At 43.6% G+C, this 17,503-nt stretch carries 20 protein-coding genes; 10 read left to right on the top strand and 10 right to left on the bottom strand.

Going from position 1 to position 17,503, the window contains the following annotated elements; translation table 11 throughout:
• Positions 1-153: 153 nt before the first annotated feature.
• The 3 genes from ACAM37_RS09055 (at position 154) to panD (ending at position 2,093) form a co-directional block, all read left to right on the top strand.
• Complete coding sequence (locus tag ACAM37_RS09055) at positions 154-879, top strand: 50S ribosomal protein L25/general stress protein Ctc (RefSeq protein ID WP_099833396.1); 726 nt, start codon at positions 154-156, stop codon at positions 877-879.
• A gap of 37 nt (positions 880-916) precedes the next feature.
• The gene (gene pth / locus ACAM37_RS09060) at positions 917-1,504 is read left to right on the top strand and encodes an aminoacyl-tRNA hydrolase (RefSeq protein ID WP_369626044.1); all 588 of its coding nucleotides are present in this window, start codon (positions 917-919) and stop codon (positions 1,502-1,504) included.
• 208 nt (positions 1,505-1,712) lie between these two features.
• Positions 1,713-2,093, top strand: a complete 381-nt coding sequence (gene panD / locus ACAM37_RS09065; protein WP_036589204.1) for an aspartate 1-decarboxylase — start codon at positions 1,713-1,715, stop codon at positions 2,091-2,093.
• Positions 2,094-2,416: 323 nt separating this feature from the next.
• On the opposite strand, the gene ACAM37_RS09070 is transcribed toward panD, so the two are convergent.
• Positions 2,417-3,043: a superoxide dismutase gene (locus tag ACAM37_RS09070; RefSeq protein WP_050324933.1), complete on the bottom strand. Its 627-nt coding sequence runs from the start codon at positions 3,041-3,043 to the stop codon at positions 2,417-2,419.
• A 539-nt stretch (positions 3,044-3,582) separates the two neighbouring features.
• Here ACAM37_RS09070 and rdgB point away from each other — a divergent pair.
• The 4 genes from rdgB (at position 3,583) to clpX (ending at position 8,053) form a co-directional block, all read left to right on the top strand.
• Positions 3,583-4,233: an RdgB/HAM1 family non-canonical purine NTP pyrophosphatase gene (gene rdgB, locus ACAM37_RS09075; protein WP_369626045.1), complete on the top strand. Its 651-nt coding sequence runs from the start codon at positions 3,583-3,585 to the stop codon at positions 4,231-4,233.
• A 303-nt stretch (positions 4,234-4,536) separates the two neighbouring features.
• The gene (gene tig / locus ACAM37_RS09080; RefSeq protein WP_369626046.1) at positions 4,537-5,901 is read left to right on the top strand and encodes a trigger factor; all 1,365 of its coding nucleotides are present in this window, start codon (positions 4,537-4,539) and stop codon (positions 5,899-5,901) included.
• Positions 5,902-6,038: 137 nt separating this feature from the next.
• A complete protein-coding gene (clpP, locus tag ACAM37_RS09085; RefSeq protein WP_369626047.1) occupies positions 6,039-6,713 on the top strand; it encodes an ATP-dependent Clp endopeptidase proteolytic subunit ClpP in 675 nt (224 codons plus the stop codon).
• Positions 6,714-6,769: 56 nt separating this feature from the next.
• Positions 6,770-8,053 carry an ATP-dependent protease ATP-binding subunit ClpX gene (clpX, locus tag ACAM37_RS09090; RefSeq protein ID WP_369626048.1) on the top strand — a complete coding sequence of 428 codons (1,284 nt, stop codon included), beginning with the start codon at positions 6,770-6,772 and terminating at the stop codon, positions 8,051-8,053.
• A gap of 62 nt (positions 8,054-8,115) precedes the next feature.
• Here clpX and ACAM37_RS09095 read toward each other — a convergent pair whose 3' ends face one another.
• From ACAM37_RS09095 to ACAM37_RS09130, 8 genes are all read right to left on the bottom strand, one after another.
• Positions 8,116-8,703 carry an HD domain-containing protein gene (locus ACAM37_RS09095; RefSeq protein ID WP_369626049.1) on the bottom strand — a complete coding sequence of 196 codons (588 nt, stop codon included), beginning with the start codon at positions 8,701-8,703 and terminating at the stop codon, positions 8,116-8,118.
• 36 nt (positions 8,704-8,739) lie between these two features.
• Entirely contained in the window at positions 8,740-9,315 is a 576-nt protein-coding gene (locus ACAM37_RS09100) for a hydrolase (protein WP_160002596.1), read from the bottom strand.
• 90 nt (positions 9,316-9,405) lie between these two features.
• The gene (locus tag ACAM37_RS09105; protein WP_369626050.1) at positions 9,406-9,948 is read right to left on the bottom strand and encodes a hypothetical protein; all 543 of its coding nucleotides are present in this window, start codon (positions 9,946-9,948) and stop codon (positions 9,406-9,408) included.
• A 131-nt stretch (positions 9,949-10,079) separates the two neighbouring features.
• Positions 10,080-10,337 carry a YfhL family 4Fe-4S dicluster ferredoxin gene (locus ACAM37_RS09110; protein WP_007117256.1) on the bottom strand — a complete coding sequence of 86 codons (258 nt, stop codon included), beginning with the start codon at positions 10,335-10,337 and terminating at the stop codon, positions 10,080-10,082.
• Between the two features lie 138 nt (positions 10,338-10,475).
• Positions 10,476-11,909, bottom strand: a complete 1,434-nt coding sequence (gene trhP / locus ACAM37_RS09115; protein WP_062332665.1) for a prephenate-dependent tRNA uridine(34) hydroxylase TrhP — start codon at positions 11,907-11,909, stop codon at positions 10,476-10,478.
• 110 nt (positions 11,910-12,019) lie between these two features.
• Positions 12,020-12,490 carry a flavodoxin family protein gene (locus ACAM37_RS09120; RefSeq protein ID WP_369626051.1) on the bottom strand — a complete coding sequence of 157 codons (471 nt, stop codon included), beginning with the start codon at positions 12,488-12,490 and terminating at the stop codon, positions 12,020-12,022.
• A 105-nt stretch (positions 12,491-12,595) separates the two neighbouring features.
• Complete coding sequence (locus ACAM37_RS09125) at positions 12,596-13,468, bottom strand: SPFH domain-containing protein (protein ID WP_076774999.1); 873 nt, start codon at positions 13,466-13,468, stop codon at positions 12,596-12,598.
• A gap of 30 nt (positions 13,469-13,498) precedes the next feature.
• Entirely contained in the window at positions 13,499-13,957 is a 459-nt protein-coding gene (locus ACAM37_RS09130) for an NfeD family protein (protein ID WP_369626052.1), read from the bottom strand.
• Positions 13,958-14,177: 220 nt separating this feature from the next.
• On the opposite strand from ACAM37_RS09130, the gene ACAM37_RS09135 reads away from it, so the two are divergent.
• The 3 genes from ACAM37_RS09135 (at position 14,178) to ACAM37_RS09145 (ending at position 16,203) form a co-directional block, all read left to right on the top strand.
• The gene (locus tag ACAM37_RS09135; RefSeq protein WP_369626053.1) at positions 14,178-14,642 is read left to right on the top strand and encodes a MarR family winged helix-turn-helix transcriptional regulator; all 465 of its coding nucleotides are present in this window, start codon (positions 14,178-14,180) and stop codon (positions 14,640-14,642) included.
• Positions 14,643-14,923: 281 nt separating this feature from the next.
• On the top strand, positions 14,924-15,340 hold the full coding sequence (locus tag ACAM37_RS09140) for an Ohr family peroxiredoxin (protein WP_007117263.1): 417 nt from the start codon (positions 14,924-14,926) through the stop codon (positions 15,338-15,340).
• Between the two features lie 227 nt (positions 15,341-15,567).
• Entirely contained in the window at positions 15,568-16,203 is a 636-nt protein-coding gene (locus ACAM37_RS09145) for an NAD(P)H-dependent oxidoreductase (protein WP_369626054.1), read from the top strand.
• A gap of 149 nt (positions 16,204-16,352) precedes the next feature.
• Here ACAM37_RS09145 and ACAM37_RS09150 read toward each other — a convergent pair whose 3' ends face one another.
• Positions 16,353-17,468 (bottom strand): TonB family protein, encoded by a 1,116-nt coding sequence (locus ACAM37_RS09150; protein ID WP_203171358.1) that lies wholly within the window; start codon positions 17,466-17,468, stop codon positions 16,353-16,355.
• Between the last annotated feature and the right edge of the window lie 35 nt (positions 17,469-17,503).

The following is a 17,503-nucleotide window of genomic DNA, read 5'->3' on the forward strand; positions in this document are numbered from 1 at the left end:
TAAATTGGTCGCAAATTTATGCTTTTTTTCACTCGCTAGTCACTTGCCAATCTTTTTAATTAAAGCTTTGTAAGTAGAGCTTTATAAGTAAAGGCAAAAAGCCAAGTCATACTGACAAGGTATCCTTAACTAGCCTAACCCAAGGAAACTCCTATGAGTAACCAAACTTTTGAATTAAACGCTGTTGTACGTGGCGACGAGTTACAAGGTAAAGGTGCGAGCCGCCGCCTTCGTAAACAAAACCTAGTACCAGCAATCGTATACGGTGCAGACAAAGAGCCAGCCTCTATTGCTATTCGTTACAATGAATTGATTAAATCACTTGAAACAGAAAGTTTCTTCTCTCACATTTTGACCATCAACGTAGAAGGTCAAGGTACGGAAGAAGTGGTGATTAAAGCATTACAACGTCATCCAGCCAAAAACACCCCAATGCACGCTGACTTCCAACGTATCGTCCGTGGTCAAGCGATGCACATCACTGTTCCTGTACACTATGTAGGCGCTGAAGATGCACCAGGTCATAAAGCAGGCGGTATCTTTGTATCAAATGCCACTGAACTTGAAATCACTGCCATTCCTTCAAAAATCCCAGAATACTTGACAGTCGATGTATCTGGCATGAACGTCGGTGATTCGATTCACTTGTTAGATATCCAGTTACCTGAAGGCGTGGTCATTCGTGAGCTTGAAGTGACTGAACCGTTTAACCGTACTGTGGCTACTATGCAAGCGCCAACGGTGGAAGTTGAAGAGCCAATCGAGCCAGAAGCAAATGAAGAAGCTGCCGGTACTCGTGATCCTGAAGGTGACGAAGAAGCACGCAAGCTTCAAGCACAAGATGACACCCATGATGCTCCAAAATCTGATGATGAATAATCATTTGTCATTTGCCGCTTAAGTTGGAATAATCAGCGTGTCAAAACTGAAACTGATTGTCGGACTTGGCAACCCAGGTCAGCAGTATGCCCAAACACGGCATAATGCTGGCTTTTGGTTTGTGGAGCGTATAAGCGAGACGTTTAACATCACCATGACGTTGGATAAAAAATTTCATGGTTTGGTTGGACGTGGCGTAGTGTATGGCATGGATATACGCTTATTGTTACCGCATACTTTTATGAATAAATCAGGGGAAGCGGTGGTGCCGATGGTAAATTTTTATGGCATCCACAATGACGAACTGCTGATTGTTCATGATGAGCTTGACCTTGATGTGGGTCGTATGCGCTTAAAAACAGGCGGTGGTCATGGCGGTCATAATGGACTGCGTGATATCGTGCCACATATCGGCGCGGATTTTCACCGTTTACGTTTGGGGATTGGTCATCCAGGACATAAGTCCAAAGTATCGGGTTATGTGCTTGGCAAACCGACCGCTGATGAGCAAATCGCATTTGACAGTATGCTAGACGCTGCCATGCGTACCCTGCCCGATTTGGTGACAGGTGACTTAGCCAAAGCCCAGCAAACCATCAATAGTTTTAAACTACCTCATGCCTAACCAAAGGACAAGATTGATAAATCTTAGGGTCTATCCTTGAACTTTTATTTTCCTTCCATATATTGATTGCAAGATGGATGAATTTCTCACCTGATATTTCAATCATGTTTAACTTTTATCGAGTTGGTTAATAGCCTCTCATGACTAGCCTGCTCACTTTTACCACAATGACGCGCATCGCGTTAACCTGACAAGGTAAGGAACGATCATGTTATTAACCCTATTAAAAGCCAAACTTCACCGCGCGCGTGTGACCCATTGTGAGCTTCACTACGAAGGTTCATGTGGCATTGATAGCGAGTTACTCGACTTGGCGGGCATCCGTGAGAACGAATCAATCGACATTTACAATGTCAACAACGGTAAACGTTTTCGCACCTATGCGATTCGTGCAGAGGCAGGCTCAAAAATGATTTCGCTCAACGGAGCAGCTGCTCACATGGCGGATTTGGGCGATGTGGTAATTATCGCTGCTTACGCGCAAATGGATGAGAAAGAAGCCGACAACCATCATCCACGCTTGGTTTACCTTGATGAAGGTAATATCGTTAAAGACACTGCCAACGTGATTCCTGTACAAGTTTCTTAACACTGCTTTATCTTTACCACAAATGTGCAAATAAATTAGGCGAGTCATTGAATACTCGCCTTTTTGTTGTCTGCATTTTTACCTTTAAGACAATGCGTTTGGCTGATGCGTAAATGAATGAGCGGGTCAACCGTAAATTGCACGTTGGTAATCTGCTTGCGATAGGTTAATTAGCACCAATGTGGCAGATAACGAAAGGCTTGATATAGGATTAATAACATTTTACTTTTAGTGCCTATTAATAAAAAAAAATAATAAAAAAAGCCGAAGTTGATTCGGCTTTTTTAAAAAATTAAAAGGCTTAAAGAAGCAAAAATAGGCGATTATTTTTCTACGCCAGCTGGTTGACCTTTGTATTTGGCGTTTGCGTAATCCCAGTTGACAAGTTTATCTAGGAAGGTGTCAACGTAGTCTGGACGACGATTACGGTAGTCGATGTAGTAAGCATGCTCCCACACGTCACAAGTCAATACCGCAACTTGGTTATGGGCTAATGGGGTATCTGCGTTTGCCGTTTTGGTGATTGATAATTGACCACCAACGCTATCAGCCACTAACCATGCCCAACCTGAACCAAATTGGCTTACAGCCGCGTTTTTGAATTCTTCACGGAATTTTGCATACGAACCAAACGCTTCTTCGATTTTGGCTTTTAGATCACCCGTTGGTTCACCGCCACCATTGGCTGTCAAGCAGTTCCAATAGAAAGTGTGGTTCCAAACCTGCGCCGCTTGGTTAAAGATGGTCGCTTTGCTGCTATCACCTGCGGTAGCTTTGATGATTTCATCCAGCTCTTTACCTTCAAGACCTGAACCTGGTAGTAGCTCATTTAGTTTGTTGACATACGCTGCATGATGTTTGTCATGGTGAAATTCTAGGGTTTCTGCGCTGATATGTGGCTTAAGCGCGTTTTTGGCGTATGGTAAATCTGGTAATGTAATGTGTGACATGTTATTTTCCTTTTTCCTTCGCTATTGTTGTGATGACTTTATGATAAAAGTAACCACATGCCATTTGTGTGATAAAAGCTTTGTATTAAAAGCGCATATATCAAAACCATATCCAAAATGGCAAGTTGGCTGGGTTTATGTTCTTTAGTTTATGTTATTTATCTATGCTTCATCAAGCTTTATCAAGGGTTAAAAACGCTCACCAATTTTACTATCGTTAGCTTTGTTTATTAACCTTGCTATCATTAGCCTTGATAATATCCTCATAACACATGGGTTATTTTGCCATAAAAATTGGCAGAATTTAACCGTTTCTATAGTGGGGATTTATTGTCTTGTGGGGTAAAAATCAATGAGTGCATGCTAATAAGCTGATTTTTAACCCGTTACTTGCTATTTGATGATAGCAAATTATTCAAAAAAAACTGTAGTGGTTTGGTATAAGGCTTTTACAATGTGAGTATTTGCAGCGCGAGCCACTGTTAACTATGCTATGATAAGGTCAAGTTTTTTATGCAAAATACACACAGTGGGTCTGTATGTCAGTTTCTATCCTTAATCAACTATTTCCTACCCGCCAGTTAGTCCTCGCCAGTAATAACCAAGGCAAACTCGCGGAATTTAAGCAATTATTTGAACAAGCCAATCTTGAAATAATCGTCACCCCGCAAGGGCAATTGGGCATTGAGGATGCGGTCGAAGATGGACTTAGTTTTATTGAAAACGCGCTGATTAAAGCCCGTCATGCCAGCTGTATTAGCGGACTGCCTGCGATTGCTGATGATTCGGGTTTATGTTTACCTATTTTGGGCGGTCAACCTGGGATTTATTCTGCGCGTTTTGCCCAAGATGAAGCCAGCTTTAGCCAGCATAAAGACTTAGCCAATAACCAAAAATTATTGCGGCTGCTTGAACCGCACAGACACGCGAATGAGCCGATTATTGGGCAGTTTGTTTGCGTGTTGGCACTCGTGCGCCATGCCAATGACCCGCTACCTATCATTGCACAAGGGATTTGGCAAGGTGAAATCCTGCCCACCCCGCAAGGTGAGCTTGGTTTTGGTTATGACCCGCTATTTTGGGTACCAAGTGTACAAAAGAGCGCTGGCGAGATGCAAAAGATCGATAAAAACCGCATCAGTCATCGTGGGCAAGCGATGCAGCAACTGCTAATGCAATTGATGAAGTAAAAGTGGAATTGATAAAGTAAAGGTTTTCAACTCACGCTATTGCAGATAGACAGGGTGTGACTGCTAAGGTAGTCGATACAGAGATTTTACAGCAACAATTTTTTTACTTTACTAGATGATTAATTTATACTATACCACTTTCGGTTAATTTTTGCCTTTTAGCATGCGTTAACCAACAGATTTTGGATTGCGTATTTTATAGGCTTTTTTCAATCACCTTAAAAGCCTGATAACTTATCGCTATTTACCCTTATGAGTGGCACCCACGCTGCTCTTTTTTGATATTTTATGGAAGGTTTTGTTATGTCAAATTCAAATGTGTCAGATTCAACAGTTACTAACTTAGAAGTAACTACCAACAAAAAATCAAATCTTGAAACCCAACTCACGGTTAAAGTACCTGTGTCAACCATTCAAGGTCGTGTGGAAAAACGCATCAACCAAGTGGCAAAAACCGCTAAAATCGACGGGTTCCGCAAAGGTAAAGTGCCTGTATCACACATTCGCGCCCAATATGGCGCAGGTATCCAACAAGAAGTGATTAATGACGTAATTCGCGATACCGTATTTGATGCGATTCGTCAAGAAAACATCCGCGCCGTGGGTATGCCAAACATTGATGACGTGAAACTTGAAAACGACTTTTTGGTTTATCAAGCAACGGTTGAAGTATTCCCAGAAGTAGAAGTTCAAGGGTTATCAGACATCGAAGTTGAGCGTCAAGTTGCCAACGTGGGCGACGCAGACGTTGACACCATGATTGAAAACCTACAAAAACAACGCCAAACTTACGTTGCCAAAGATGATGCCGCAGCCGAAGGCGACCAAGTCAAGTTTGACTTTGAAGGTTCTATCGACGGTGAAAAATTTGAAGGCGGTAGCGCGCAAGACTTTAGCCTAGTATTAGGCAGTGGTCGTATGATTCCAGGCTTTGAAGATGGTATCAAAGGCATGAAAGCAGGCGAAGAAAAAACCATCGATGTGACGTTCCCAGAAGATTACCAAGCCGAAAACCTACAAGGCAAACAAGCACAGTTCAAAATCAACGTCAAATCAGTTGAGCAATCACAATTACCAGAATTAAACGATGAGTTCCTTGAAGCATTTGGGGTAACAGAAGGCGGCTTAGACAAACTTAAAGCAGACGTGCGTAAAAACATGGAGCGCGAAGTAAAAAGCGCTGCCCGTAACCAAGTGAAAGAAGCGGCATTTAACGCCCTACTTGAAAAAAATGAAATCGACGTACCTGCATCGATGCTTGAGCAAGAAATCGATCGCCAACGTAACATGATGTTAAACCGTTTTGCCCAACAATTTGGTGCCGATCCTAAAACTTTTAACAAAGATATGCTACCAAACGAATTATTTGAAGAGCAAGCCCTGCGCGCTGCCCGTCTTGGCATCATCGTCTCGAGCCTGATTGAGTCAAACAAACTTGAAGTTGACCAAGAACGTGTGACCACATACATCAACGAAATGGCAGAAAACTACGAAGATCCAAACGAAGTTATCGACTATTACACCAACAATGCGCAAGAACGTGCCAACATCGAAGCGGTGGTGTTAGAAGATCAAGTGGTCGATCATATCTTGTCTCAAGGTAAAGTGACTGATACTGAAGTATCTTACCAAGACTTACTAGCTAGCCAACAACAAGCGATGATGTAATAATTGGCTTAATCCATTCTTAGGCATTTAAGCTTAGGCGTTTAAGAATGTATTTTTAGTCAGCTTAGTAACTTGTTTTTATGCCAATTGCCCTTATAAACAATAAGGGCTTTTGCATATTTAAAAAGGACAATAACATGTTAGAAAAATTCTTGGACTCGCCTTTCGCGACGAGTCAAATCCAAAATACCGTAACCCGTGACCTGTTGTCACCACAAAGTGCTTTAGTACCTATGGTGGTCGAGCAATCGGCTCGCGGTGAGCGCTCATTTGACATCTATTCACGTCTATTGCGTGAGCGTGTGGTGTTCTTAGCCGGTCAAGTTGAAGACCACATGGCGAATTTAATTGTCGCCCAGTTGTTGTTCCTAGAAGCGGAAAATCCAGAAAAAGACATTCACTTATACATCAATTCACCAGGTGGCTCTGTGAGTGCAGGTCTTGCGGTGTTTGACACCATGAAATTTATCCAGCCACAAGTGTCAACGATTTGTATGGGCGGTGCTTATAGCATGGGTTCATTCTTATTGGCTGCGGGTGAAAAAGGTAAACGCTATTCCTTAGCCAATGCGCGTGTGATGATTCACCAACCGTCAGGTGGGGCACAAGGTCAAGCGACCGATATTGAAATCAATGCGCGTGAAATCCTAAAAATCCGTGAACGCTTGAATAAAATCTTGGCAGAACGTACCGGTCAGCCACTTGAGAAAATCGCCCGTGATGTCGAGCGTGACTATTGGCTAGATGCCCAAGAAGCCAAAGAATACGGTCTGATTGATGAAGTATTAGAAAAACGTCCAAGCATTGCTTAATAGGTTACACAATCACAAAGCAATTAAGAAAAGCATAATTTTAGGAGCGTTTTTTTATGTCAAAAAATGACATTGAGCCACACTGCTCGTTTTGTGGTAAAGCCAAACACGAAGTCAAAAAGCTAATTGCAGGTCAAGACGCCAATATCTGTAATGAGTGTATTGAACTGTGCGATGATTTAATCGCCGAATCCAAGTCATCGGGCAGTGATGATAGTGATACCAATGAGCGTGAAAACTGGGCAGCGCGCAAATTGCCAACGCCCAAAGAAATTCGCAGCCACTTAGATGAGTATGTCATCGGTCAAGATAAAGCCAAAAAAACTTTGGCAGTCGCCGTTTACAATCACTACAAACGCTTAAAGGTCAGTGAAAAACTGAGTGAAGATAAAGCGTTGACGACACTTGGCGCCGATGATGCGATGGTTGAGCTATCAAAAAGTAATATTTTGCTGATTGGTCCAACGGGCTCTGGCAAAACCTTACTGGCGCAGACCCTTGCCCGCCTACTTGATGTCCCATTTGCGCTCGCCGATGCCACTACCTTGACCGAAGCGGGTTATGTCGGTGAAGACGTGGAAAACATCGTACAAAAACTGTTACAAGCGGCAGAGTTTGATGTCGAGAGAGCGCAAAAAGGCATTATCTATATCGATGAAATTGATAAAATCAGCCGTAAAAGCGAAAACCCTTCGATTACCCGTGATGTGTCGGGTGAAGGCGTACAGCAAGCGCTGTTAAAACTGATTGAAGGAACGGTTGCCAATATTCCACCGCAAGGTGGTCGTAAGCACCCAAACCAAGAGATGATTCAGGTCGATACCAGTAATATCTTGGTGATTTGTGGTGGTGCGTTTGCCGGTCTCGACAATGTCATTCAACAGCGTACCGAAAAAACCGGTATCGGTTTTAACGCTGAGGTAAAAGCCAAAGACAGCGGCAAAAAAACCGGTGAATTGTTCAAGCAAGTCGAGCCAGAAGATTTGATTAAATTTGGTCTGATTCCAGAGTTAATTGGTCGTCTGCCTGTGGTCGCGACACTGGAAGAACTGGACGAAGAAGCATTGGTACAAATCTTAACCGAGCCAAAAAATGCGCTGGTCAAACAATACGAATACTTGTTTGAGATGGAAAATGCGACGTTATCGTTTACCGATGATGCGCTAGTTGCGATTGCCAAACAAGCCTTAAAGCGTCGTACCGGCGCGCGTGGCCTACGCTCCATTATTGAAAATGCCCTGCTCGATACCATGTATGAATTACCCTCGATGACACCCGGCAAAACCGTCACAGTCAATGAGGCGGTTATTGATAATAACCAATCGCCAGAGATTGTTTAACTGTTAGTGATTTTAAAAATAGCGAGTTAAAAAACGTGCCTATGTCGCACGTTTTTTTATGTTTAATCTTCAATCAACCAACCCTGTTGTACCGCAATGGCAATTTGCTCGGTTATCCAGTCGTGAATCTCGGGAAAATCCTGTCTGATAAATGCTTGGGCGGCTTCGACTTGGGAGCGCTTGACCTGATGATCTGTCCACGCACCGCCATCTGTCACCATATTGAGCATAAAGGGCAATAGCCTATCCACTACTTTAAGCAGTTTGCTTTCAGCACTATGACCTGTTTCTTGCTCATCCCACAGTGTTAACAATTCTGAAACGGGGTTGCCCATCATCGCTGCCAATTTTTCAACGCCTATTCGCTCATCAATATGCGCCTGCGAGCGTTTATCAGCGTATAAGAACGTGTCCCCCGCCTCGATTTCACCCAAGTCATGAATCAGTGCCAGTTTGAGCAGTTTTTCATGATTGACATCCAGTTTGAAATGCTGCGCGACTGCCCAACACGCCATCGCCAAATGCCATGAATGCTCGGCAGAATTTTCAAGACGGCGTGGCGCGTCTTTAGACAGTTGGGTGGTATAGTTGCGGCGGTTAACTGATTTTAAGGCATCCAATGCCAACAGATAATCAATAAGTGGTTGCATCAAATACCTCTTAATCCTGCATGGTCTGAGTCATATTTACTTGACTAGCGCTGAAATCGTTTTAAACGCGGGGTCTTCTGAGCTACGACACAGCTCGAATAAAATCGCTTCGGTGGTGGTGACGACCGCACCGGCGCGGCGCATACGACGAATCGCAATTTTACGGTCATACAGGTCTCGCGAGCCTACCGCATCGGTGATAATGATGGGCTGCATACCGTTATCGAGTAAGTCTAACGCCGTCTGCATGACACAGACATGGGTTTCTGTGCCAAATAAAATCACATTGTTGCGATTTTGCTGGGCGATATGATGCCAAGAGGTTGGCGTATCACAGGCACTAAAGGTTGTTTTTTCAAACACTGGCGTATTTTTTTCAGATAGTAACTGCGTCAACTCTGGTAAGGTAGACCCCAGTCCTTTGGGATATTGCTCATTAACCATAATGGGAATATTGAGCGCTTGTAGACCTTGAATCAAAATCGCTGTTTTCTTGAGTAATTTTCGATGTTCGGCAATATGGGGCGCAAGTTTTTCTTGTATATCAATCAGCATGGCTTGGCAGTCATTGCGCTCGATACGATAGGGTTTTGGGATAAATTTTGTTGTCATCTTCAGCTCCTTTGATGATGGTTCAACTTGGGTGGTTACAATTATTCGTATGTCACGAATCCTATACTATACTCTATCAAAAAAACGCCATTAAAAATTCATGGCATCATCTGCGGTGTCGACCACGGTTAACTGATAATCCAAATGCCCTAAATAGCCATAATGTCCTTTTTCACTGAGCTCCGCAACAATAGTGACGTCATCACAATGCACCTGATCCATAAGCTTGGTTTGATGACTGGCTTGATTGTCAGTAGGCGTTTTATTGGACTGATACAGTGATTGGATACGCAATAATGGGTCATTGAGCGCATAGGTAGCACCATCGGTGACAAAGGTCAAATACTCACCAACCTTGTGCACCTTGCCTTTAAAATGCTGATTGGTCACAACCCCACTAAATGCAGGGGTATACAAACGGCGCGCCTTATATTGCTGCTTGGCATATTGCCATGCGCCGTAACTGCCTAGGACAGCAGTTACGCCCGTTGCCGCTGTGGCTGTCACACCGACACCAATGAATTTCGCGATAACGTGACGCTTTTTAGCTGTATTTTTTTGTTTGCCAGGCTGTGCTGAGCGCTTTGATTGGTGTGCTTGAGGGTCAGTCGCTTTGTTATTTTTTTTAAACATGAATGTCACTTTATTTAAATGTCACTTAGATTGTTGTTTTTTGATAAAAAATGCCAGTAATCACTTCAAAAAAAATTGATTAACTTATAGTAAAATGTTTTGGCAACATTTACCGCAACTTTTTGTTAGTATTATTTTTGCCAAATTTGCTTATATTTTGCAAGCAGTTGTTCGGGCGATTCAGGGCGCTCATCGTCTTTGATGATGCAGTCAATCGGACAGACTTTATCGCAGGTTGGCTCATCATAGAACCCGATGCATTCGGTGCACAAGTCAGGATTGATGACGTAGGTCTTTTGTACTTTATTGTCGTAGCTAATGGCTTCATTTGGGCATTCAGGCTCACAAATGTCGCAATTGATACAGTCGGAAGTGATTTTTAATGCCATGTCTTGTAGTCTGTTTTTACCTTTAGCGATTAACACCTTTAGCGATTAACGATTGACACCGCACTTAGGCGCCATACCTCATGTACCATCCACTGTCATCTTGCATCCACAATTCCTGCCTGATACCGCGACAACACCTTAGGTGAAAATTGGCTCACTGACGCTTTTCATGATTAACGCAAATTGCAATACATCATCCTGCATCTCTTTAAACGGATTGGCGATTTGACACACCCAGCCAGAGCCTAAAGCGCCATCAATCGGCTCACCTTGTTTATTCCACATTTCTTTGAGGGGGTAGCTCAAATTACCCTGTGGTGTCATGATTTCTATGGTATCACCCACCATCAATTTATTCTTAATTATTAAGGTTAAGCGCGTTGGGGTAATGTCGCTAATCTCGGCAACAAACTGCTGATGATCGGTTTTTGATGACCCATATTCATAGTTTTGGTAATCACTATGCACGTGGCGACGTAAAAAGCCTTCGGTATAGCCGCGATTAGCGAGCCCATCGAGTGCGGTGATTAAGCCGGTATCAAATGGCTTACCAGCGGCGGCATCATCAATCGCTTGACGGTACACTTGCGCGGTGCGTGCCACGTAATAATGCGACTTGGTACGGCCTTCGATTTTGAGTGAGTGCACCCCCATATGGGTTAGCTCAGGCACTAGCTCAACGGCACGTAAGTCTTTAGAATTCATAATATAAGTGCCATGTTCATCTTCAAACATCGCCATCAATTCGCCTGGGCGACCTTGTTCTTCAATCAGTACCACTTCATCCGATGGCTGCTGTACATAGTCATCGCCCATCACCACATCACCATTTAGATTGATAGTTTGAATGGCATCTTCTTGCGTGGTTTGAGTAGGCACAAAAACTTCGGGGCTATTGATAGGTTGGGTAGTAGATTGTGTAGGCACGATATCGCCCGTTTCGTTTTCTTCTGCTTTATAGGTGTTGTATGACCAGCGACAGGCATTGGTACAAGTGCCTTGGTTGGCATCGCGTTTATTGATATAGCCAGACAGCAAGCAACGACCCGAATACGCCATACAAAGTGCCCCATGCACAAATACCTCAATTTCCATATCAGGCACTTCAGCGATGATTTGCTCGATTTCTTTGAGTGACAACTCGCGACTCAAAATCACGCGGCTGACGCCCATTTGTTTCCAAAACTTGACCGTTGCCCAGTTTACCGCATTCGCCTGCACCGATAGGTGAATCACTTGCTCTGGAAAGGCTTCACGCACCATCATAATCATCCCAGCATCTGACATAATCAGCGCATCGGGTTTCATCTCAATCACAGGGCGGATGTCTTCGATAAAGGTTTTAAGTTTGGCATTATGCGCTTGGATATTGACCACGACATAAAACTGCTTGCCGAGTGAATGGGCGTAGGCAATTCCTTTGGCAAGATTTTCCTCATCAAAATCATTATTGCGCACCCGCAAGCTATAGCGTGCTTGTCCCGCATATACGGCATCTGCGCCATAGGCAAACGCATATTGCATATTACGAAAAGTGCCAGCAGGGCATAAAAGTTCAGGCTTACGGGTCATAACTATCCTTACAGCGTGTCATACAATGTGAAATTGTTGATATTATAACAAATTTGCTAATCACGCGGAAAAAAACTTGAGTAATTTACTCGGAAATCATGTTAAAGCGGTCATAAAATATTCAATGATAAACCTGCACAGACTGCCATGGTAAGCTCAGCGACTTGCTCATCAAACGCACTTGACCATTCACCTTTTAATACTAAAGGCGGTTGTATCCAGCGCCAACGCAATCCCGTAATGATACTCTCTACCGCGCGTTTGCTACCTGTACCGTCGAGCCCTGCACGGATATAACATGCCACAGGCAGTCCTTGTTTTTGCTCAAGCACAGGGTAATAAATTCGCTCAAAAAAATCCTTGGTCAGCCCCGCCATATAACCAAAATTTTCGGTTGTGCCAATGATAATGGCATCCGCTTTTAACACATCTTCCACTTGGGTTTGTAACGGTGTTTTAACCATCACAGTGACGTTATCAATATCCGCTAGCTGTGTGGCGGATTTTGCAACTTCTGCTAATCGCTGGGTATTATCTGATGGGGTATGTAATACCAATAGTAAATTTTTCATTTCACGCATATTGTATATCCTAAAATTTTATGATTACCCAATTTTGGCGAATAAAAAACCGCAAGGTGATGCGGTTTTAGTCAGCGTTTTAATCAGCAGGTAGTGATGCCAAATTTAAGGACGGTGGATTTTATCGCCCACTTCCCCCATCATACCGCGCACCGTATTTAAGATATCAGCAGGCAGTACCACGGTTTTGGCATTCGGTGATTTTGACATATCAGTCATGGCTTTGATGTACTGCTCACCTAGTAGATATAGCAGCGGAATCTCGCGCTCGCCCACCGCTTCACTAATCAAGCGAATTGATTGCTCACTGCCTCGCGCCAGCACCACTTGCGCTTCGGCATCACGCCGTGACGCCTCAAGACGTCCATCAGCTTCTGCAATCGCCGCTTGGCGTTGCCCATCCGCTTTGGTCACCGTAGCACGGCGTTGACGCTCCGCAGCTGCCTGTTCTTCCATCGCCATTTGCATGGTGGTTGATGGGCTAATATCTTGAATTTCCACGGTTTTTAGGGTAATTCCCCAATCGGCAATATCATCAGAAATTGACATTTTTAGCGCGGCTTTGATTTGGTCACGCGATGATAACGCACTGTCAAAATCCATGTCACCAATGATAGAACGCAGTGAGGTTTGTACCAAATTACGAATACCTTGCTCATAATTCTCAATACCATATACGGCGCGCTCTGGATGCACGATATTGATATACGCCACCGCATTGGCGATAATCACGACGTTATCACGGGTGATGACCTCTTGCGATGGAATATCTAGCACTATGTCTTTGGTGGTTACTTTATATGCCACGTTATCGACATAAGGAATGATAAAATTCAACCCAGGCTCTAAGGTCTGATGGTACTTACCCAAACGCTGTACAATCCATTTAAACCCTTGTGGTACGATTTTTACCCCTTTATACAGGGTAAATAGCACAAAGGCGACCAAAAAAATACCAATACCGCTCAACGCTTCCATGACAATTCCTTTATTGATGCTTACTAATGCTTATTGATGCTTGGTGGCCTCTACAAGCAACTCATTTCCGATGACATCTACGACAATGGCTCTATCGCCAACTGCCAGCGGTGCGCTTTGGTAGCTACGACACACCCATTCATCCGCCCCAAAAATTGGCACACTAAAACGAATCTTGCCCAATTTATCTGCTTGCGGACTTTGAACAATCATGCCTGTTTCCCCGATGATAACCCCCGAACCCAATCCTGCTGTGGTACGATTTTGCATATACGGCTTGATAAATTTAAAACCAATGATAGTAAAAATCACCGACAGCATCAGCCATACCATCAGCCAAAAAAACCAGCTAAACGGTAACAGCCATGACAAAACGGCCACCACAATCGCCGCCACACCAATCGATAAACTCACAAAACTGGTCAAGAATAGTTCAATAATAATCAGCACTAACCCCAAAATTAGCCAGTGCCAAGGCTCAATTAGCATATCCCCACCTTGATTTTTACTATACCAAACCCATTATGCAAGATTATGAATTTAAAAACAAATGCCGTCATTTAACCCGCTATCTTTGTCACATTATGCACTATTGGCTATCAACTGCTTGACCGTACAGACCGCTAATTGTGGTTAATGATTGCACAAAGATGCGTTTTTTCCTATAGTGGTCAATGACCCTTTCATCTCTAGAGTCCCAAAAAATACGATGAGCCTTGATGCCCTCAAACTGAGTAACCAGTTATGTTTTCCCATTTATTCACTGTCAAAAAGTATCACTAACCACTATCGCCCCCTGCTAAAAGCCTTGGATTTGACCTACCCACAGTACCTTGTCATGCTGGTGCTATGGGAAAAAAGTCCACAAACTGTCGGCACATTGGGCGATTTTTTAGACCTTGATACCGGCACCCTGACCCCTTTATTAAAACGTCTTGAAAGCAAAGGCTTCGTGCATCGCGAGCGTGCCACCCAAGACGAACGGGTGGTACAAATATCGCTCACTGCCAAAGGGGATGCCTTAAAAGTTCAAGCCGCTAGCATTCCTAGTGCTATGTTAGCTGCCATGCAGTTAGATGACGAAGCAATAGAGCTGCTACAACAAGTGGCGCAAAAACTCTGCCCGATTCATACAGAGGTGTGTCCCCACAATATATTACCCAAAAATCATTAAACAAATTTTTAGCATTAAGCGCTATCTGCCTACGTCTTATCTATTATCATGCGTCTTGTTAGGGTATCGTTAGATTTAGCATTTTTAATCATTTGTTATTAGTTTGTATACAGCGTGTGAGAATTTGATTGCCGCGTCTAGTCACTGAAAATTATATTGTGTAAAATATAATTTTTTCAAACTAAATATTAAAACCTAAATACCGTGGCGAATGTTATAACGCCTATCGCCGATTTTTTCATTTATTCACGCAAGTTAATTATTCAAAAAAAGGTACTCTTATGAAAATTTTTTATAAAACCCCAACTGCTACCTCAACAGGCGGCCGCTCAGGTCACGTTGCACTAGAAGATGGTTCACTGGGCTTTGATTTACAATCCCCTGAGCAAAATAGCACAGGCGTCAACCCAGAAAAATTATTTGCCATGGGCTATGCCGCGTGTTTTGACAATGCGTTGACTCATGTGGCACAGCGTATGAAGCTAGAAGGCGTCAGCTCAAAAACCTCAGCAGTGGTTGGGCTTGGCATGAATACCCAAGGCGGTTATGCGCTTGACATCGATTTGTATATTGAACTTAGCGGCGTCAGCGAAGAACAAGCGAAAGACTTGGTGGAAACGACGGACAAAGTCTGCCCGTATTCCAATGCGGTGCGTGGCAATGTTGACGTACGTCTGCATACCCAAGTAGTGGCATAATCAATTTAACATAATTTCCATTGCAAGCGGCGTGCTCAAATGTCAAAGACCCATTTGGGCACATTTACCGTTTAGTTGAGCAAGTTGAAAGCCTTTCAAGCGTTGTAACAGCCAATGACAAAATTAGTAACATCGAGCTTTCTTTAGCTTTGTTTAAAGGCTCGGACAATAACTTTTATCGCTCTACTATTATCATTATAGTTTTATCACTAGATTAGGAATATTTCATGTCACTGATTGAAAATTTACAATGGCGCCATGCCGTCAAAGCCTTTGACCCAAACCAAAGCGTGAGTCAAGAAAATATCGACAAAATCATCGAAGCCGCCCGACTTGCGCCCACCTCATCGGGATTGCAGCCCTTTAAAGTTATCGTGGTCAAAAACCAAGCCATCAAGGCGCAGCTAGTGGCGGGTGCGCTCAATCCTGAGTGCATGAAAGAATGTTCTCACGTGCTTGTTTTTGCAGGTTGGCAGGATTATAGCGCCGAAAAAATTGATACCGTGTATGACATGACCACAGATGAGCGTGGCTTACCTAGAGGACGTTTTGATAGTTATACTTCCATGCTCAAAGCAAGTGTGGCTAAAAAAAGCGCAGACGAAAACTTTGAACATATCGCTCGCCAAGCTTACATTGGCTTGGGACTTGCGTTAGCTCAAGCAGCAGAGCTTAAAGTAGATAGTTGCCCTGCCGAAGGCTTTGATCCTAAGCTGATTGACGAGGTATTAGGTTTAGAGAAATTGGGGCTAAAAAGTATCGTAATCATATACGTGGGTGTTTCAGATCCAGCACGTGATTGGATTGCGCCTATGGCAAAAGTACGCGTAGCCACTGAAGATTTTGTGATTGAATACAATTAATTCATCAGCTAGCAAAAAAACCGCTAAGAAAAACCCTCTAAATCGCTTATTTAGAGGGTTTTTTATATCTACAATGGGCAAGTGATATTGGTTAAAGCAATTTGTACGGGGATAAGCTTTATGAAGAACGGATTTTTTAACAATCATCTTTATTGACAGCGAACCGGTAGATTGACAATACCCACCACCGGTACGCCATTTTTGGTAAAGGGGTTAAATTTGCCGCTCTTAGCCTGCATAGACAGTTGTCTATCGACTCTGACATTGCCGGTCGATTTGGCTAAGGTGACGCTGGTTGGATTGCCTTGTTTGTCCACCGTATAGCGAATAATCGCTGTTAATGCGCCGTTTTCCAGGTCTTCACTATGACAGCTAAAGCTAGGTTGCCGCCTCCAACTTGCTTGCCCTGCCGAAAAGCTCACAGGTGAATTATTTTGCGCTTGTTGGGCTTCTTTATCCTTGTCGGCTTGTTGTTGTTTTGCCTTTTCGGCTTTCGCCCTAGCTTCATCTGCTTGTCTGGCTTTGGCATCAGCTAGCGCTTTTTGACGATCTATTTCTGCTTGTTTGCGCTCGCGCTCTTGTTGTTCAATTAATTGGTTGTCCAACGCTTTTTGCCGTGCAAGCGCTTGTTGGCGTTCCAATTCTTGTTGCCGTTCCAATTCTTGTTGTTGTTTTAAGTCTTGCTGTCTGGCGAGTGCTTGTTGGCGCTCAAATTGTTGTTTTTGCGCCTGTTCGGCTCGCTCATTGGCGAGGGCTAGTTGCCTTGCCATGACAATGTTTTGGTCAACCTGTGGCGGCTTGACGATAGTTTTTTCAGCTGGTTTCGACGGTTCGGGTAATGGTTTAATCGGTTGTTCTACAGGTTTCTTAGCAATCGGTTTTTCGACTGTTTTCTCAACAGGCTTGCTGATGGGTTTTTCTATCGGCTTTTCTTCTGGTTTTTCTGCTATTTTTTCTATGGGCTTTTCTGTTGGCTTTTCGACGGGCTTAGGTAGTTGTTTTATCGGTTGTTGCTCGGCTGTTACCGTCATCTCTTCAGGCTTGGTTGGCGCAGGTGGTGGCGCGATAAACCTAATTTCTAACGGTGGCGTGACTTTGGGCGGTTTGATATCAGGCGTTGCCATATTTGCCAAGCTAATCGCTACGATACCATGTAAGCTCAATACACCAATCAGTGCCAACGTGCCCGACTTTTTATCGACTATGCTGCTAATATCGTTTGAGAAATGGGCTGGACTAAAGTTAGCGTGACGTTGGATAGACATAGTTATAGCGCTGTATGTTTAGGGAAACTTTTGAA

It is taken from the genome of Moraxella sp. K23, assembly GCF_041154765.1.
In the GTDB taxonomy this organism is placed as follows: domain Bacteria; phylum Pseudomonadota; class Gammaproteobacteria; order Pseudomonadales; family Moraxellaceae; genus Faucicola; species Faucicola tetraodonis.

Coding starts and splice junctions, on each gene's coding strand:
- ACAM37_RS09055 (WP_099833396.1), top strand. CDS start 154: ATGAGTAACCAAACTTTTGAATTAAACGCTGTTGTACGTGGCGACGAG.
- panD (WP_036589204.1), top strand. CDS start 1,713: ATGTTATTAACCCTATTAAAAGCCAAACTTCACCGCGCGCGTGTGACC.
- ACAM37_RS09070 (WP_050324933.1), bottom strand. CDS start 3,043: ATGTCACACATTACATTACCAGATTTACCATACGCCAAAAACGCGCTT.
- rdgB (WP_369626045.1), top strand. CDS start 3,583: ATGTCAGTTTCTATCCTTAATCAACTATTTCCTACCCGCCAGTTAGTC.
- tig (WP_369626046.1), top strand. CDS start 4,537: ATGTCAAATTCAAATGTGTCAGATTCAACAGTTACTAACTTAGAAGTA.
- clpP (WP_369626047.1), top strand. CDS start 6,039: ATGTTAGAAAAATTCTTGGACTCGCCTTTCGCGACGAGTCAAATCCAA.
- clpX (WP_369626048.1), top strand. CDS start 6,770: ATGTCAAAAAATGACATTGAGCCACACTGCTCGTTTTGTGGTAAAGCC.
- ACAM37_RS09095 (WP_369626049.1), bottom strand. CDS start 8,703: ATGCAACCACTTATTGATTATCTGTTGGCATTGGATGCCTTAAAATCA.
- ACAM37_RS09100 (WP_160002596.1), bottom strand. CDS start 9,315: ATGACAACAAAATTTATCCCAAAACCCTATCGTATCGAGCGCAATGAC.
- ACAM37_RS09105 (WP_369626050.1), bottom strand. CDS start 9,948: ATGTTTAAAAAAAATAACAAAGCGACTGACCCTCAAGCACACCAATCA.
- ACAM37_RS09110 (WP_007117256.1), bottom strand. CDS start 10,337: ATGGCATTAAAAATCACTTCCGACTGTATCAATTGCGACATTTGTGAG.
- trhP (WP_062332665.1), bottom strand. CDS start 11,909: ATGACCCGTAAGCCTGAACTTTTATGCCCTGCTGGCACTTTTCGTAAT.
- ACAM37_RS09120 (WP_369626051.1), bottom strand. CDS start 12,490: ATGCGTGAAATGAAAAATTTACTATTGGTATTACATACCCCATCAGAT.
- ACAM37_RS09125 (WP_076774999.1), bottom strand. CDS start 13,468: ATGGAAGCGTTGAGCGGTATTGGTATTTTTTTGGTCGCCTTTGTGCTA.
- ACAM37_RS09130 (WP_369626052.1), bottom strand. CDS start 13,957: ATGCTAATTGAGCCTTGGCACTGGCTAATTTTGGGGTTAGTGCTGATT.
- ACAM37_RS09135 (WP_369626053.1), top strand. CDS start 14,178: ATGAGCCTTGATGCCCTCAAACTGAGTAACCAGTTATGTTTTCCCATT.
- ACAM37_RS09140 (WP_007117263.1), top strand. CDS start 14,924: ATGAAAATTTTTTATAAAACCCCAACTGCTACCTCAACAGGCGGCCGC.
- ACAM37_RS09145 (WP_369626054.1), top strand. CDS start 15,568: ATGTCACTGATTGAAAATTTACAATGGCGCCATGCCGTCAAAGCCTTT.
- ACAM37_RS09150 (WP_203171358.1), bottom strand. CDS start 17,468: ATGTCTATCCAACGTCACGCTAACTTTAGTCCAGCCCATTTCTCAAAC.